This is a genomic window from Streptomyces coffeae, assembly GCF_016741875.1.
GTDB lineage: Bacteria > Actinomycetota > Actinomycetes > Streptomycetales > Streptomycetaceae > Streptomyces > Streptomyces coffeae.
Genome location: NZ_JAERRF010000009.1, coordinates 111,872 through 127,032, shown reverse-complemented (window position 1 = coordinate 127,032; position 15,161 = coordinate 111,872). Strand labels below are relative to the sequence as shown.

Annotated in this window: 18 protein-coding genes and 2 pseudogenes; 16 read left to right on the top strand and 4 right to left on the bottom strand. The window is 68.9% G+C overall.

Annotation, left to right across the window (positions count from 1 at the left end; all coding sequences use genetic code 11):
* Window position 1: 1 nt before the first annotated feature.
* Together JK363_RS17435 and JK363_RS17430 are read right to left on the bottom strand one after the other, a co-directional pair.
* The gene (locus tag JK363_RS17435; RefSeq protein WP_201875831.1) at window positions 2–814 is read right to left on the bottom strand and encodes an MBL fold metallo-hydrolase; all 813 of its coding nucleotides are present in this window, start codon (window positions 812–814) and stop codon (window positions 2–4) included.
* Between the two features lie 235 nt (window positions 815–1,049).
* Complete coding sequence (locus JK363_RS17430) at window positions 1,050–1,946, bottom strand: helix-turn-helix transcriptional regulator (protein ID WP_372444803.1); 897 nt, start codon at window positions 1,944–1,946, stop codon at window positions 1,050–1,052.
* Between the two features lie 103 nt (window positions 1,947–2,049).
* Between JK363_RS17430 and JK363_RS17425 the strand changes: the two genes are divergently transcribed.
* The 11 genes and pseudogenes from JK363_RS17425 to JK363_RS17385 all read left to right on the top strand — a co-directional run bounded on the left by JK363_RS17425 (window position 2,050) and on the right by JK363_RS17385 (window position 8,276).
* Entirely contained in the window at window positions 2,050–2,703 is a 654-nt protein-coding gene (locus JK363_RS17425) for a DsbA family protein (RefSeq protein ID WP_201875830.1), read from the top strand.
* 253 nt (window positions 2,704–2,956) lie between these two features.
* The gene (locus JK363_RS17420) at window positions 2,957–4,174 is read left to right on the top strand and encodes a helix-turn-helix domain-containing protein (RefSeq protein WP_201875829.1); all 1,218 of its coding nucleotides are present in this window, start codon (window positions 2,957–2,959) and stop codon (window positions 4,172–4,174) included.
* 156 nt (window positions 4,175–4,330) lie between these two features.
* Window positions 4,331–4,936, top strand: a complete 606-nt coding sequence (locus JK363_RS17415) for a hypothetical protein (protein WP_201875828.1) — start codon at window positions 4,331–4,333, stop codon at window positions 4,934–4,936.
* A complete protein-coding gene (locus JK363_RS17410; protein WP_201875827.1) occupies window positions 4,936–5,121 on the top strand; it encodes a hypothetical protein in 186 nt (61 codons plus the stop codon). Before JK363_RS17415 ends, JK363_RS17410 begins: the two co-directional genes overlap by 1 nt.
* On the top strand, window positions 5,118–5,261 hold the full coding sequence (locus tag JK363_RS17405; protein WP_201875826.1) for a hypothetical protein: 144 nt from the start codon (window positions 5,118–5,120) through the stop codon (window positions 5,259–5,261). The genes JK363_RS17410 and JK363_RS17405 overlap by 4 nt, the downstream gene beginning before the upstream one ends.
* A 99-nt stretch (window positions 5,262–5,360) precedes the next feature.
* Window positions 5,361–5,642 (top strand): hypothetical protein, encoded by a 282-nt coding sequence (locus JK363_RS17400; RefSeq protein ID WP_201875825.1) that lies wholly within the window; start codon window positions 5,361–5,363, stop codon window positions 5,640–5,642.
* Window positions 5,593–5,796: pseudogene (locus tag JK363_RS44690) on the top strand (DUF6087 family protein); the annotation flags it as partial. The gene JK363_RS17400 and the pseudogene JK363_RS44690, both read left to right, overlap by 50 nt.
* A gap of 168 nt (window positions 5,797–5,964) precedes the next feature.
* Complete coding sequence (locus JK363_RS17395) at window positions 5,965–6,264, top strand: DUF6506 family protein (protein ID WP_201875824.1); 300 nt, start codon at window positions 5,965–5,967, stop codon at window positions 6,262–6,264.
* A gap of 64 nt (window positions 6,265–6,328) precedes the next feature.
* Window positions 6,329–6,535: pseudogene (locus tag JK363_RS44685) on the top strand (DUF6087 family protein); the annotation flags it as partial.
* 239 nt (window positions 6,536–6,774) lie between these two features.
* A complete protein-coding gene (locus JK363_RS17390) occupies window positions 6,775–7,563 on the top strand; it encodes a S1 family peptidase (RefSeq protein WP_201875823.1) in 789 nt (262 codons plus the stop codon).
* On the top strand, window positions 7,563–8,276 hold the full coding sequence (locus tag JK363_RS17385; RefSeq protein ID WP_201875822.1) for a rhomboid-like protein: 714 nt from the start codon (window positions 7,563–7,565) through the stop codon (window positions 8,274–8,276). The genes JK363_RS17390 and JK363_RS17385 overlap by 1 nt, the downstream gene beginning before the upstream one ends.
* Before the next feature lie 167 nt (window positions 8,277–8,443).
* On the opposite strand, the gene JK363_RS17380 is transcribed toward JK363_RS17385, so the two are convergent.
* A complete protein-coding gene (locus JK363_RS17380) occupies window positions 8,444–11,110 on the bottom strand; it encodes an NACHT domain-containing protein (protein ID WP_201875821.1) in 2,667 nt (888 codons plus the stop codon).
* A 377-nt stretch (window positions 11,111–11,487) separates the two neighbouring features.
* Here JK363_RS17380 and JK363_RS17375 point away from each other — a divergent pair, with 377 nt between their 5' ends.
* A complete protein-coding gene (locus tag JK363_RS17375; RefSeq protein ID WP_201875820.1) occupies window positions 11,488–11,835 on the top strand; it encodes a GvpU-like protein in 348 nt (115 codons plus the stop codon).
* 89 nt (window positions 11,836–11,924) lie between these two features.
* Here the strand turns inward: JK363_RS17375 and JK363_RS17370 are convergent, their stop codons facing one another.
* A complete protein-coding gene (locus JK363_RS17370; RefSeq protein ID WP_201875819.1) occupies window positions 11,925–12,395 on the bottom strand; it encodes a DUF5959 family protein in 471 nt (156 codons plus the stop codon).
* Window positions 12,396–12,680: 285 nt separating this feature from the next.
* On the opposite strand from JK363_RS17370, the gene JK363_RS17365 reads away from it, so the two are divergent.
* From JK363_RS17365 to JK363_RS17350, 4 genes are all read left to right on the top strand, one after another.
* Window positions 12,681–13,022 carry a PadR family transcriptional regulator gene (locus tag JK363_RS17365; protein ID WP_372444801.1) on the top strand — a complete coding sequence of 114 codons (342 nt, stop codon included), beginning with the start codon at window positions 12,681–12,683 and terminating at the stop codon, window positions 13,020–13,022.
* Window positions 13,019–14,020, top strand: a complete 1,002-nt coding sequence (locus JK363_RS17360) for a hypothetical protein (protein WP_201875817.1) — start codon at window positions 13,019–13,021, stop codon at window positions 14,018–14,020. Before JK363_RS17365 ends, JK363_RS17360 begins: the two co-directional genes overlap by 4 nt.
* Window positions 14,021–14,118: 98 nt before the next feature.
* Window positions 14,119–14,454 carry an SCO0607 family lipoprotein gene (locus JK363_RS17355; protein ID WP_201875816.1) on the top strand — a complete coding sequence of 112 codons (336 nt, stop codon included), beginning with the start codon at window positions 14,119–14,121 and terminating at the stop codon, window positions 14,452–14,454.
* A 43-nt stretch (window positions 14,455–14,497) separates the two neighbouring features.
* Entirely contained in the window at window positions 14,498–15,094 is a 597-nt protein-coding gene (locus JK363_RS17350; protein ID WP_201875815.1) for a TetR/AcrR family transcriptional regulator C-terminal domain-containing protein, read from the top strand.
* Window positions 15,095–15,161 lie beyond the last annotated feature (67 nt).

Below are 15,161 nucleotides of genomic sequence, written 5' to 3'. Positions count from 1 at the left end.
GTCAGCCCCAGGGCATCTTGCCGGTGGCCACCTTGGAGCCCAGGTCGAGGGCGACCAGCAGGCCGAGGTTCGGGTAGCGCCGGAGTATCGCGGCTCGCAGGGCCTCGGGATCGTCACTGTTGCTGGCCAGCTCTTCCTCGAAGGCGGCCAGGTAGTCACGGGTGAAGGCGATCACGGACGCGTCGGTGGCAGAGTGCACGGAGCGGTGCCCGGCCACGACGTAGCCGGGGGCGAGCCGCTGCATCTCGGCCAGGGCCTCGTCCCAGGCGGCGCGCTCACGCGAGGTGGCGGTGTCGGCGGTCCACACGTGCAGGTCGGAGAAGAGCAGGACTCCGCCGACGACGGCTCGGTCCTCGGGCTGCCACAGGTACTCGGTTCGCCAGACCAGGTCCGGGTGTCCGCCGCGGATCTCGAAGGTGTGGCCCTCGAGGGTGACGCGGTTCTCGTTCAGGACCTCAGGGATGACGATGTCCGTGGGGAGGTTCTTGCCGAGGTGTGCCCAGGTTTCGAGCTTGGCCTCCCAACTGGCATTGATGCGCTCGACGGTGGTCGCCGTGGCCACGATCCGGGCCTGGGGGAACGCTGCACGGATCACCTGGAGGCCGAAGTAGTAGTCCGGGTCAGAGGTAGTGACCACGACGGTGGTCAGCTCCTTGCCGCTGTCGACGATGTCCGCGAGGACCCTGTGCTGCTCGGCCAGCGTGAACTGGCCGTCGACCAGGAGGGCTTCGCGTTCACCGGTGATGAGGACGGACGACTTGTGCAGGCCGGTATCACCGGCAGTGTGCACCGTGTAGGTCAGTTCGGAGGACATGCGGGTGCCTTTCGAGATGGATGGTCCCCACGACAGGGATTTCCCTATTCCGTCAGCGGGCCCTCACGACTCGGTCCGGCCGACACCTGCAAAGCTAAGGTCAGTGGGCAGGCGTCCCGGGATACATCAACGACCTCGCATGGTGAAAAACTGACATTCTCGCGATCGGTGCTGGGAGGAGCGCTCCACGTGTCCTGGCCGATGCCCCGGTCACGACCTGCGCCGACCGACCGGCTTAGCTCTTGCCGCGCACGTTCACCCGGAACGCGATCGGGCTCTGCCCTGTGCGCTGGTGGAAGTACTTGCTGAAGTTTGTCGCGCTGGAGAAGCCCAGGTGCGCCGCGATCCGGGTAGCGGGATCGTCTCCATGAGCCAGCAGGCGCTTGGCCTCCAGGATCACACGACGGTCGATGAACTCCTTCGCGTTGACGCCCGCGGCCGTGAGGGTGGCGCGCGACAGGGTCCGGGGCGAGTAGCCGAGGGCGCGGGCGTAGTCGTCGAGGGTGCGGGTGCGGGTGAAGTCCCGTTCGACGGCGTTACGGAAGCGCACGAACGTGTCGTCGGGTTCCGGGGCAGGGCTGCCCACCTGCGCGGTGAGGTGGGTGAGGCGCAGGACGAGAGCCGCCAGCACGTGGCGCAGGACGGTCACATGGACGTCGAGAGGGAGGCGGCCCAGAGACCGGAACTCCAGTTCCAGGTGGGCCAGTGCCGTCTGTAGCGCCTGGCGGTCCTCTGTGTCGGGGATATGGAGGGCTCGGGTATGCGGCTCGTCCAGGTCGGCCGCGGCCGCGCTGGCCGGGTCCAGGAAACCGTTCTCGAAGAGGATCAGGGTGCCCTCGGCCCGTGTGATGTCCCCCCACTGCTGCACCTGACCTGGGCGCACCCAAAGCCAGGCACCGGGCTCGAGCGCGTAGCCGGTGAAGTCGACCGTGTGCCACAGGGCGCCGCTGGTGAGCGTGAGCAGTTGGTGGAAGGCGAGGCGCTGCGGCGCCATGAACCTGTCCTCGCCCAGACGTACCGGCACCCGCGCCCGCAGGTCGGCGAGTGACATGACCTCCACCCCGGTCGGTGTGCCGACCGGTGCTGCAAAGCCTACGTCCGCGATCTGTTCGTGTCGGTTTTTCACCATCATCAGTCACCAATGTATCCGACGTGCATCTCCTTGACCTCCTAGCTTAAGACGTACCGTTCTCCCCGCGGATGGCGCGGAGAACAGAAAAGGGAAAGGCTCTCCGATGTCTGCCACATCTGCCCGAACGCGTCTGACATACGCCTTCGACGCCTACTGCGGCTGGTGCTACGGCTTCGGCCCCGCACTGCACGCCTTCGCCGAGGCCAACGCCGAGCGGATCGAGTTGCGGGTGCTGTCCGGCGGGCTGTTCACCGGCCACGCGGCCCGCGCGGTCGCGTTCTATCCACACATCCCCGGCGCGAACGCCCGTATCACCGAGCTGACCGGCGTCACCTTCGGGGCGGCGTACGAGAAGATGCTGGCAGAGGGTACGACCGTCATGGACTCCGCCGACGCGGCCACCGCGCTTGTCGCCCTGCGCTCGCAACCCGGCGTGACCGACCTGGACGCGTCCGCGGCGCTCCAGCGCGCCTGGTACAGGGCTGGTCGCAGCCTCTCCGACCCGGCGGTCCACCGGGACGTCGCTGTCCAGCTCGGTGTGGACGCTGATGCCGTGGCTGCTGCGTACGCCGACCCTGCCACCCGCGCCGAGGCCGAGGCTGACTTCCTCGAGGTGCGCCGTCTGGGCACGGACAGCTACCCGACGCTCCTGCTCCACACAGAAACCGGCATCGACCGTCTCGGCGGCCCTGTCTCCTCCGCTGAGAGTCTGACCCGCGCCCTCGACCGGCACCTCGCCACCGAGGCCGCTGCCTGAGCCGCGCCTTGTTCCGTCTGTCGTACACGTCAGAAGGCTGATCAGGACATGGCTCCAGCGGGTCGCGACCGGCTGCCCGGATTCAGAGATCACGGTCGTGCTGGCCCGCTAACCCCTCAGCCTCGCCCCCTCGTCTGGCCTTCGGGCCGGGCGAGGGGATTTCGTGATGTCATCACCCGCCAGGTGGACAGACTCGTATACGGCGCCCCCAGCGGCGTAGCGTTGACGGACCATCCACCTGGCGGGGGTGATCATGCCGTACGAAAACGAGACCATCGGCGATCGGGTCGGTCGACTGCGCGAGCGACGCGAGCTGACCCAAGAGCAGCTCGCCGAGCACGCGAACGTATCGGTGGACACCGTGCGGAAGCTTGAGCAGAACCGGCGGTTGACGGCGCGGCTTTCCACGCTGAACCAGCTGGCCCGTGCGCTGGACGTCGAGACGTCCACGCTACTGGGGCAGCCAACTACTTTTGAAGTGCGCTCCGATGGTGACGCCCCTTCCGTGCTCGCACTGAGGCAGGCGGTATCACCGCTGTCCGACCTGCTCGGCGAGGACCCTGACGCGGAGGATCCGCCATCCGTGGGAGCACTGCGTGCTTCGCTTCGATCGACGGAGGTCATCCGTCGTGAGGGACGCATGGGCGCGATCGGCTCTCTGCTGCCCCAGCTCATCCGTGACGCCCGCGTTGCGGCTCGTGCCCATCACGGCAGTGACCAGGCAGCAGCGCACGCTGTCCTGGCTGAGGCGTACCAGGTGGCGGCGACCACTCTTACCGCGTTGGGCAAGGAAGATGCGGCGTTCACTGCCATGGAGCGTGCAACGGAGGCGGCCAGGCGCTCGGATGACCCGCACCTCGAACCTATCGGCGCCTCTACCCTGGCATGGATCTTCACGAAGCAGGGACGACTGGAGGACGCCGAGCGCGTAGCGCTGACGTATGCCGACCAGATCAACCCCGGCTTCCGCTCTAAGCCAGTTGACCTCTCCCTTTGGGGAATTCTGCTGCTCCGCGCGGCCACGGCGACCGTGCGCCAGGGGGAGAGCAAGTACGACAGGGTGGAGGAGTTGCTCAGGCTGTCGACGGGTGCCGCAGCGAGCATCGGGGTCGATCGACTCGACTACGCCACTCCGTTCGGCCCCACCAATGTGGGTGTAGCGAAAGTGAATTTCCAGGTTGAGATGGGAAGGAGTGCAGAGGCAGTAACTACGGCCCGTACGGTGCAGCGCGTCGGCTCGCTTCCACCAACATGGCGGGCTCGATTCCATGTGGATCGTGCCCTGGCGTACTCCGAGCTCCACCGGGATGAGTCAGCCACCTGCGCTCTGCTGAAGGCTGAGGAGGACGCGCCCGAATGGATGAGGTACCACGGCACCGCACGGCAGCTTGTGGCAGAACTCCGTAGCAGGGAGCGGCGCCGTACTTCTCCGGTGACGAATCTCGCGGATCGGCTCCACCTGGACGGGTAGGGCATTGCGTCCTACCTGGGTGAGAAAGTAGGACGGCCCTTCACTGTCTGACCGCGTCCGACGTCCTTAAGTTGCGCCCCACTGGACAGCTGCGCTGATCGCCCGACCTCCGCCAGGGCAAATAGGCGCCGCATCCGTTCGACAACAGGGGCACATATGACGACCAGAGCCTTGCCGTGGACACCGCCGCCCGCCGTGGACGTAGCGCCGTTACCCGTAGGGAAGCGGTGGGACGCCGTACGCGTCGAAGCCCCTGTCGGTGACCGCGCCCTGGCCATGCTCGGGGACGCGTCCGGAGCCGTAATCCAGGACACCTACGGCACCTTGTACTGGCTGATCGCGAAGGGGACCGCCCGCGGCGATTGGCGTCTCCGCCAGGTCCGCGTGCTCACCGAACGGGCGGCGGAGAGCACCGTTCTCGGCGTCCCGCCGATCACCTGGACCGACTCCACCGCCAAGGCCCGTACGTACTGGCGTGTGCCGCTCGCGCCCGGCCAGTACCTCACGAATGCCGAGCGGCTCTGGGAAGTGCTCGCCGCCGCGGACCACGCCGAGTTCGGTGCCAGGGTCGAGGGCCGCCAGTTCTGCCGCTACTGCCAACTGCCCACCGACGAGCCGGTCATCATCGCCGACGAGCACGGCGGCAGCCTCGGCGGCGGCATCATCTACGCCTGCCCCCGGCACGCCCGCGGCTACCCGGTCGTCGAGGCGGAGAAGCTGATCGACGTCCTGCGGCGTGGCCGAGAACAGGCGGGGGCGTGATGGCCGAGACCCAGCAAGCCGAGCCCGCCGCCAAGGTCGACCAGAAGTGGCGGGCAGCCATCGAGCACGCCGCGGACTGCCTCGCCTGCCGGACGCCGGGCGACGTATGCGAGACGGGCGAGACCCTGCTCACCGCGTACACCGAGGCCACACAGGAGGCACGGTCAGCAGGTGGTGCGGCATGAGCCACCGCCGTCTGACGCCTGCCGACCGGGCCGTCCCGTGGTGCTTCCGCGCGGCGCGGGCCGGGGTCATCCCCGCCGCGATGCTCGGCGTGCCGGCCGCCGTCGTCGCCCTGTGCGTGGTCGGAGAGCCGGCCCGATGACCTCCTCCAGGTCAATCCCTGTGGGCAATGGGACTGGATTCAAGGCACTACCGACACGATCTCCCCACCGATCGCTGATGAGCTACAAGGAGTCACCTGATGGATTGGAGCATCGAGCACCGTATGGGAACGGGAGACGACGGCAGCCGCATGGCGTGGATGCTGCACGCCGACGGCTCGTGGGCCCGAGCCTCCACCAAGCAGGGCGAACACACCGCGACCGTGCACCAGGGCGGCCCCCGCCGCCTGTACGAGCTGCTCGATCAGATCCGCTGGCGGTGGTTGGAGCACGCCGAACTCCCCGTCTACGGGGCGAAGGTGACCATCACCCATGACGGCGAGACCACCCTGTCGCGCGGGGGGTGGACGGCGACGCTGTGAGCCGGGGCCGGTTTCCCCGACGGCCTGCACTCGGCAGACTGGGCGTAGTCGACGAGCAGGGGGGCCGGGCATGGACGAAGAGCCCCTGGAGGAATGGGCAGCGCGTCGTGATCAAGGTCGCCCGGCACAGGGGGAGCGGCGGGCTGTACCTCTAGGGCGTGTCCGACGGGTCATGCGCGAGTGCGGTCGGCGTTGTTGTGCGCGGACGGTGCGGGTATCCGGAGTGCGGCGCGGATCACTCACGAATCATCTCCGATCCAGGCCATTCCCGCCCTCATTCTGCTTGGCTGGTGGCTCTGACGATCACAGGAGGTCGATACGCATGGCGCTCACGCACTGGGGGTTCATCTACACGGCGGACGGCAGCGCGGCAGGTGGTGATGTCAGCACCGTGGACACGGGTACGTGCCGCAGTGTGTTCGTCGGGGTGGAGAAGCCCGAAGAGGGCATCGAGGTCGCGCGCCGCCTGGTGGGCGAGGGTGTGCAACTTATCGAATTGTGCGGGGGGTTCGGCCCGGTATGGGCTGGGCGTGTCATCGAGGCGATCGACGGCGCGGTCCCCGTGGGCGTGGTTGGCTATGGGCCCGAAGCGGTCGATCAGGTGCACGCGATTTTCTCCTGACGTGTGCCGCCTCCCTCGCTCCGAAGGAGGCGGCCCGGGCCCCTCGTAGGGCGAACGCGCGGCGCACCTCGCCGCCGACGCGCCGCGCGGCATCCAGGAGGGGGACGGGCACCAGTGGACCCGGCCGGGGTTGGCGAGGACTTCACAGCTGCCGCGGGCGAGACCGGCGATGACACGACCTCCCGGGCCGAAGGTTCCTCTCCCGGCGTTCAGCAAGCTGCCCCCACGACCCGAACCATGGCGGCCGACCGAACGGTTCTACCGGTCCTGACGTGTGGCGACCGTGAGCCAACAGAGCCGCCCCGCCCGGTGGGCCCCGCTTGGTGACCTGGCGGACTGTACAAACACCCAGAGTTGGGTGGTTGGCGCACGCTGCGGACGGCGCTGCCCGCCAACGCCGTAGATACTTCGGTGCGCCCTTTCCTGACGAGAAGGGCAAGGCGACTCGACGAACTTCAGCGCATGCAAGGAGAATCTCTCGTGAGGATCACCGCCATACGGAAGCGGGCCGTGAGGGCAGTTTCTGCCACGGCCGTGGTGTACGCCGCGCTGTTCAGTGCCGCCGGTCCCGCCGCGGCAGTCCAGGGCGGGCAGCCGGCCCGGGCGGCGGACTACCCCTGGGCCGTGGCGGTCAAGCCTGTGGCGATCCCGTTCTCCTTCTGCGGCGGCACGCTGATCGCCCCGACCAAGGTCCTCACCGCAGGGCACTGTGTCGACGCCTTCCAGAAGGTCCCAGGACTTCTTCAGGTGGTCTCCGGCCGCGACAAAATGTTGTCCTCGGACGGCACCAAGGTCGGCGTCGCCCGCATCTGGCGCCATCCGGACTACGCCACCTTCGACTACCAGGGCGAGACCGGCTACCGCAACGACGTTGCCGTGCTCACCCTCAAGTCGCCGATCGACGCGCCGACCCTGCCCCTCGCCCGTCCGGACGCGAGCGACCTCTACCAGCCTGGCCGGAAGGCTCGGATCCTCGGCTGGGGCACCACCTCCTCCGGTGCCCTCGACGGCGGCGTCCTGCGCACCGCGACCGCCCCGGTGATCGCCGACTCCTCCTGCGCGAGCGCCAGTTCCTACGGCGATGCGTACGACTCCGACCAGTACACGTGCGCGGGTGACTTCGCTCAGGGCGGTGTCGACACCTGCGACTACGACAGCGGCACCCCGCTGGTGGTCGACGGAGTCCTCGCCGGCATCACCTCCTGGGGTGTCGGCTGCGGCAAGCCGGGCCACCCCGGCCTTTACACCCGTGTCAGCACCTTCTCCTCGGAGATCACCGCTCAGCTCGGCACCCACTGATGCGCAAACGCCTGCTCGATGCCCTCCGGGCCTACCCGAGCCGCTCGCCGGTCACCTTCGCATACCTCTGTCTCCTGCTGCTCACCCATGCCTGGATCACGTGGGGCCTGACGGCGGATCGCGCCCAGACCCTGCTGCATTACGTCAGCACCGACCTCGACAACCTGGCCGACCGCCCGGGGGTCGCACTGCTCGGCAGTGCGCTGTTCTTCAACGGCACGCTGACCGACGTCACGTCACTGCTCTTCCCCGCCACCGTCATCACCCTGGGATTCGGCGTCTGTTGCTGCCTGGCCTGGGCCGAACAACGGTGGGGCCCGCTACGGGCGTTCGTGGTGTTCCTCACCGGGCACATCGGCACCACGCTACTCACCGCGGGCGTCATCACCCTGGCCCTGCGACATGGCTGGTATCCCGCCGAGGTCCGCGACACGCTCGACTACGGCATCAGCTACGGTACCCAGACCGTCATGGCCGCCACCACGGCGGCAGTGCCGCGATGGGCCCGGCTTCCGTGGGCGGCCTTCGTGGTCGGCTGGCCCATCGCCGGCGCGGAATGGGCCGGGCCGCTGCCCGACTTCACCACCGTAGGGCACGTGCTGGCCGCAGCGCTCGGCTTCCTTCTCGCGCTGCCGCCCGTGGCGCGCCGACTCATCCGACGTCCTACGTGGGGAGGCGGACGAGTCCGTCCAGAGTTGCAGAACGACAGGTGACATCCATGACAGCCACTGCGGGCAGCTGTGAACCGGCTGGCCCGATGCTGTGGGTGCCGGTCGCGGATGAGACATCCGCGCTGGTCACGCTCGCGGTGCGGGGGATCACCGCATCGCCGGGCAACCGGTTCGGTGCCGTACCTCGTCGTGACACACCTCCACCGACGTCAGGGCCCGGGCTGGTGGCGAGTGTGTCCGAACCACCGTGGCCGAGGGACACCCGGGGTTGCTGCCGGGGGTTCGTCCGGTCGTGTCGGCGTGGCCAGATGGTGCTGGAGATCGAGATGGCGGAACTGGTGAACTGCCCCCACCTGCCGTAGTACCCCGCGTCGTTCGTGTGCGTCTGCCAAGAAGGCCGTCAGATCGCGGGGCAGGGACCGGTGCAGTGCCAGACAGTGGCGTGCGAGGCTGTAATTCCACCATGCGGTCTGGCTGAGTGCCGCGGCGAAGCCGATCGTCGCCCCGTAGGCCAGGCCGCGGACGAGAATGTGCGCAGGGTTGAGTGCCAGCCCCTCCGCGTGTGCGGTGCCGCGGGTGATGCCGTAAGAGAGTCCGCCGTTGAGTAGATAGGTGGCGCCGTAGCAGAGAAGGAACGCAACTCCCACGGCGAGCCCGACCGTGACCCACAGCTTTCGGAAGGTGCACCGGTCCTGGGCGAGGAGCGCGGCGGGACCGACGGCCGTGGCCAGGTCGGCAGGTTTGCCCCGCAGGCCGCGGGCGAGGCCGACGGCAAGGCCGTAGGCGCACACGAACGCGAGCATGTCCGAGTAGGTATAGGCGGGTTCGCCGGTGATCCTGGCCTGGATCTCCAGGACGGCCCAGTGGGTGACACCCACGGTCGGGCCGCTGACGATGCCCACGATGAAACCACGCCAGTCCCAGGACCACTGCGTCCGGATCGCCGGTGCCGGATGGGGGCGGCCCGCGGAGAGCGTGCTCGCGGCGGCGCCGACGGCTCCGCCGGCCAGGCCGTACACGGCCGCGTTCACCAAGGCACCGATGCCTGCGGCCACGGGGCCGAAAACGGGCCGGAAGGAGAACCAGAGGGCACCGCCGGAGGCAAGGCCCACGGCGAAGCCGCGCCAGTCCCAGGACCAGCGGGGCCGGGAGGGCGGGGCGGGTCCGGTGCGTCGAGCCGTCAGCCTGCCGGACAGGGCGCCGACGACTCCGCCTGCGAATCCGTATGCGAGTCCGTTCGCGGTTGTGGTCATGAGCCATTGCGAGTGCCCGGTGGCGAGCGCGTTCGTCAGCCCTTCCGCGACGCCTGCGGTGAGCCCCGCGGCGAGCCCGCAGCCGATGCCACCCGCGATCCCGCCCGCCAGCCCGGCCACGATCCCGGCAGGTGGCCCGGTGAGCCATCCGCTGTCCAGGCCGGCCACCCTGGCGATGAGCCGGCCCATCACTCCGGCGGTGAACCACGCCAGGGCGCCGACGGCCGCTCCGGCAGCCAGTTGAGGAGCACGGGGCGGCAGAACCCGGTGCAGTTGCCACCACGCCAGGTCGGTCGTTCCCCCGAGGGTGCGGGTCAGAAGCCGCGCGAGACAGGCGTGAGCCTGCCGGGCCCGCTCTGGGGACCACCGGCACGGATACCGAGGGTGCGGGCGGTAGGCCGCGGTGAGGAACGCGTCGAACAGGTGGGTCCGTACGGCCGCGCTGTCGGGGAAACGTATGCGGTCACACAGCTGGGCGGGGTCGGGGAGCGTGGCGTCGTGCTCACCGGGCCGCGGGTTGTACACCGTCCTGGCCAGGAACAGCATCAGCGGTGTGTTCAGGGCTCCCGCCACGGGGGCCGGTGTGCCCAGGCGTCTGATCACCGGATCCCAACGAGCCGCCGCGGTGCCTGATCCGCCCGCGTCCCGTCGTATGTAGCCGGTGATGTCCGCGGCGGCGAGCGGCCGCAGCTCTACCGCGGCGGCGCCCACCAGCCGGATCGGTACTCCGGTGGCGGGGGTCAGGGCGTCGCGGTATTCCGCCACGCGGCTGGACAGTACGAGCGCCTGTCCCGGCGGCAGCGAGGCATTGATCACGGCGAGTGCCTGGCCGCGTACGGGTTGGGGAATTTCGTCGAAGCCGTCCAGGATCGGCAGGATCAGTCCGCGCTCCAGCAGGGTCCGGGCGTGACTCGACCGATCCGCGCGGGAGCCCCGGGCGGGGCCGCCCAGGCCCGCGTAGTCCCGGGCGAGCCGTTCCGCCATCCAGGCGTCAAGCGACTGCTCGGTGGGGCTCCAGGACGCCAGAGGGAACAGAACGGGGACGGCGCCGCCCTCCGCACGCTCTCCGAGCAGGGCCAGGAGCAGGCGGATGAGCAGCACCGTCTTACCGGTGCCCGGTTGCCCCAGGACCAGCAGCCGACGGGTGGGCGTACGGCGCAGGAACACATCGGCGATCTGTTCCCCCGCGCCCGCCAGCCCGGCCGGGCCGTCCGCCCAGCCGGAAGGGTCGGAAGGCTGTCCCGACGGCCACTGCGAGGCCATCTCCCGTAACAGCGGCCACGATTCGGCCAGATCCGGGTCGGCAGCGTGCCAGGAAACCGGCAGCGGATAGGGGTCACTGATTCGCCGTACTTTCGCCTCGGCCTCCCACTGTCCACGCACCGCAATCGCCAACTGGTCGGCGACCTGCGGTGCTTCCCGGCCCGCTTCGCCCTCGGCGCGCTCGGCGCGGAAGGCCGCCCAGGTCAGGTACAGGCTCCCCAGAGACGGCAGGAAAGCCGTGACGACCCCGGCCGGCTGGAGGTCAAGGCGGTACGCCACCCATACGGCGGCGGCCGTCCCGCCGACTGCCAGCAGGAGGAAGATGACACCGTCCCGCCGAGTCCGCCCGCTCATGCCCATGGAGGCATTGTCCGGTTGAGGATGGGGGCGCATACGCCGAAACGGGTCTTGTGTCCCACGTGGGAGTGACTGCCGACCTGCTGGGCCCGTGAGTCCTGCTGATCGGTGGATGCGCAGGCCCTCCGGGTCCTCGCCGACACCACCGAGGCGCTGATGGCTGCCTGTTCCCCTGGCGCGGAGGGCCGTTGGGCCGTCGTGTACGCCAACGCCCGTGCCGCCGCTGACCGTTCGGTGCGCACCGAGATGTTCGACGCGATGGCGGCGGGGGAGTGGGAGCTGACGCCTGCGGCACCGAGCACCAGGCCGTGGACATCGCCCGCGCCCAGGTCCTTGCGATGCAGCCTGCGACAGCATGAAGTGATCACTACAGTCTGGGCATGGCCATACGCGACGAACTCCTCATCGACCTGATCAACCGTACGGAGATGGAGGGCGAGGGTCCTCGCATCACGGTCGTGGCGCAGGGCGCGGTGATCACCGGTCGTCTCGCGGCGCACCGGCACTGGGCAACGCACGTCGCCAGTCGGCTCGGTGAGGCAGGTCTGCCGGACGAACGCTTCGCCGAGGACTTCACACGGGAAGCGGCCGAACCCCTGACCTATCCGCCGGCGTTCCTCCACATCCATGGCGTCCAGCTGATCTCCGGCTCCAGCAGCCTTCCGGCCGCGCTGGGCCAGTTCTTCCGGGTGCCGCTGTCCGCGGTCAGCGCATGGAGCGTGCGCTGAAGCACGCAGGCCGGTGCATCCCGACAGCATGCCGCCCCTGCCCGTAGACGGACCGACGAAGCGTGCTGTCGGCCGCTTGAATCACGTGGTCACCGCCCCCGGTTGGGGCTCCACTCGTAGGCTCCTGGGGCCGTCTCGATGACCTCGCGCGGCCAGGTCAGCCTGACCTGTGCCAGGTGCTCGCGGTGCTCAGCGATCCAGTCCCCTTGGGGTCGGATTCCCAGGGCCGCCGTAAGGCGGTCCGGATCGTTGACCAGGATCGACAGCCGGCCGTCCTCGTGCATGTGGATGTCGACGTTCAGACCGCGGTCTCCGCCGATGCCGGCTGTCCGGCCTGGTTCCAGGCTGGACAGCTCCTGCTCCCAGGAGTCCAGCTCATGCGGGAAGATGTCGAGGTCGAGCCGGGCGTCGACGAAGCTCGCAGAGGCGATCACGTCCGCGCGCAGAATGTCGTGGCCCGTCAGCACGCCCGGTCTGGATCGTCCCGTGACGCGCACGATGCAGCGATTCCCCTCCTGATCGGAGAGATGGATCAGGTCCTTCGGAGCGGGTTCCGTCATGTCATTGCTCGCTTTCGTGCGCTGGTGCGGGTGGCATCGTCTCCCATCGCCGGATGTCCGACACAGTTGGACCCAGGCCGGAACAATCTGCGTTCAACCGCGGCACCGTGTGTGCCGCCGGGCGATGCCGCCCGCCGCCGCTCCTCGATGGCTGCTCATGCCTCACCTCCACCTCGCGATGGCCGGAGCGACTGCTGCCTGGACACAGCGTCGGAGAACCCACTACTCTGAAATCGAACTAGTCGAGATTTTAGAGTAGAACGCGGGACTGACTACGGGATGCCGGTGAATGAACCCTCGTCGGGCTGGCTGCGGGGTGTACTGCCCCTGGCGCTCGCCGCCGTGCTGGCGCAGGGCGATCAGCACGGATACGCGCTGGTGCAGCAGTTGGCCGCGCACGGATTCGGCACCATCCGCGGCGGCGCGCTGTACCCGGTGCTCGGTCGGATGGAAACCGAAGGGCTGGTGGAAGCCCGCTGGGAGCCCGGGGAAGGCGGGCCGGGCCGCAAGGTGTACCGGCTCAGCGACGCCGGACGGACCCGACTGATCGAGGAGACCGCGGCATGGCAGCGGTTCTCCGACTCGATGGACCACCTGTTGGACCACGTAACGAAGGAGGGGGAGTGACGGACGGGACTTCCCGATGGAACGCTCGGGCGCGGCTGGCGCTGGCGGCGCAGTCGGTGGACAGAGCCACCGCCGACACGGTTCTCGACGAGGTGGAGCTGCACTGCGCGGAGAGCGGTGAGACGCCCGAGGACGCCTTCGGTGCGCCGGAGGAGTACGCCGCCGCCGTGGCCCGAGATCGCATACCGCCCGAGGGGCGCACCGGCCGGCACTGGGACGGCCTGACCCGCGCGGACCATGTCTTCGCCGCTCTCGCTCAGACGGGGGTGGCCGCCCTTGTGGCCGGCGTTGGTGTGTGGGTCTGGGACGGAACCATGCTGACCGTGACCCCGGCCGGACTGGCCGGCGGCGCGTTCCTCGGCGTTGTGATACCGAGCGCCTGCCTGATGGCGACCCTTGCGAGTTCCAGGCGCCGGGGTGCCGTCGGCTGGGGAGCGGTCGCCCTTGCCGCGTTGCTGCTGTCCGCTCTGGCCTTCACCTCCCTGCCGACGGCCTCTCTCGGTCGGCTTCCCGCCCCGGCCCTGTGTGTGCTGGGTGTTCTGCTGCTCTGGTCGGCCGCGCGTTACGAGCCGACCCCTGACCACGAGGAACTCACCATGAAGTCTCAGACCAAGCCCGAGAACTGGCTGGTTGATCTGCCCCGGCTGCTTGAGGAACGGCACGGACTGTCCCGCGCCCGGGCGGCCGAACTCACCAGGGAGGCCGCCGATCACCTCACCGCCACCCGGCGTTCTCCCCGGGAGGAATTCGGGCCCGTCGAGCTGTATGCGCTGAAGCTCGCCGAGGGGCAGAGCGTCCCCAGTACGCGGTGGTGGATGCGTAAGGACGTTCAGGCGGTGGTATCCGCTGTCATCCTCGTCGGCTACCTGGTGGCCAACCTCGCCTCAGGCGGGCCGGCCTGGCAGACCGTGCTGGCCGCGGTCGCCCTGGCAACGGAGCTGGCGCTTTTCACCGCTTACCTGCTGCGCAAGCGGCGCGCCGAGTCCACCCGACGGTAACCACGACACACCGGCTTGGTCATGAGCCGGTCGGCTCGCCTCGGGGAAGGCGTGACCGGGACGGATTTACTTCCCTATCGATCCACCAGGAGTTCACCATGCGCAGCAATATGGGTGCCCGCACGGCCTCGTCCAGCACGCGCCGCCGTTGCCTCCGCCGTACCGTGTCGATCCTCGCACTGGCCTCCGCGGCGGCACTTTCGATCACGGGCTGCTCACAGCAGGACGCGATCTGCGGGGGCGGTGAGTATCCGGCACTGAACGTGGGTTCCACTGGCCGCACCTGCGTTTCCAACGGCAACGAGCCGCCCAAGGGCTACACCCGCTACCCGAAGAGCAAGGTACCGGAGAACGTGGGTGACAAGTGGGACACCTACTGGCAGAGCCACACCATCGACAAGGACGGGAAGATAGTCAACGCGCCGAAGAGTTGATGTGGGGCCTGAGACTGGTCGTGCTCTGCGGGGAGCCGAGTGCATGGCCGTCACCAGGGAAACGATCGCCGACGCCGCCTTGGCCGTACTCCACGACGATGGCCTGGAGGCGTTGACCCTGCGAGCCGTCGCCGACCGCCTGGGCGTCCAGCACAACTCCGTGCGGTGGCACGTCGGCAACAAGCAGGGGCTTCTTGAGCTGCTCGCCGAGCGCATCATCGGCTCCAGTGCCGACGGGCACGTGGCGACCGAGCCCTATGAGCGGCTGACCGTGCTCTGGGGGCGCCTGCGTCAAGCCCTGCTGGCGCATCGCGATGGCGCCCGCCTCATCAGCGGTCTCGTCACCACGGGGCCGCATACGCTGGCCTTCGCCGATGCCTCCATCGGTGCCCTGAAAGAACTCGGCAGAGACCCGCAGAAGGCCGTCTGGCTGCACTGGTCCGTCTTCTATTTCGTTCTCGGCCTGACCATTGAGCAGCAGGCTCACGAACCCGTCCAGGTCGACTCCTTGCGGGCCGCCCTCGCCTCAGGCCCGTATCCGAGCCTTTCCGCCGCCGAGACATCAACGCACCTGATGGCGGCCGACTTCGACGAGCGATTCACCTTCGGCCTCCGATCCCTGCTCAACGCGCCCGACTGAACCGGGCTGTGGTGCTCTCCTTGACCGCGTGTGCGGTGCGCCAGTGGGAGCGGACGACGAGCAACGG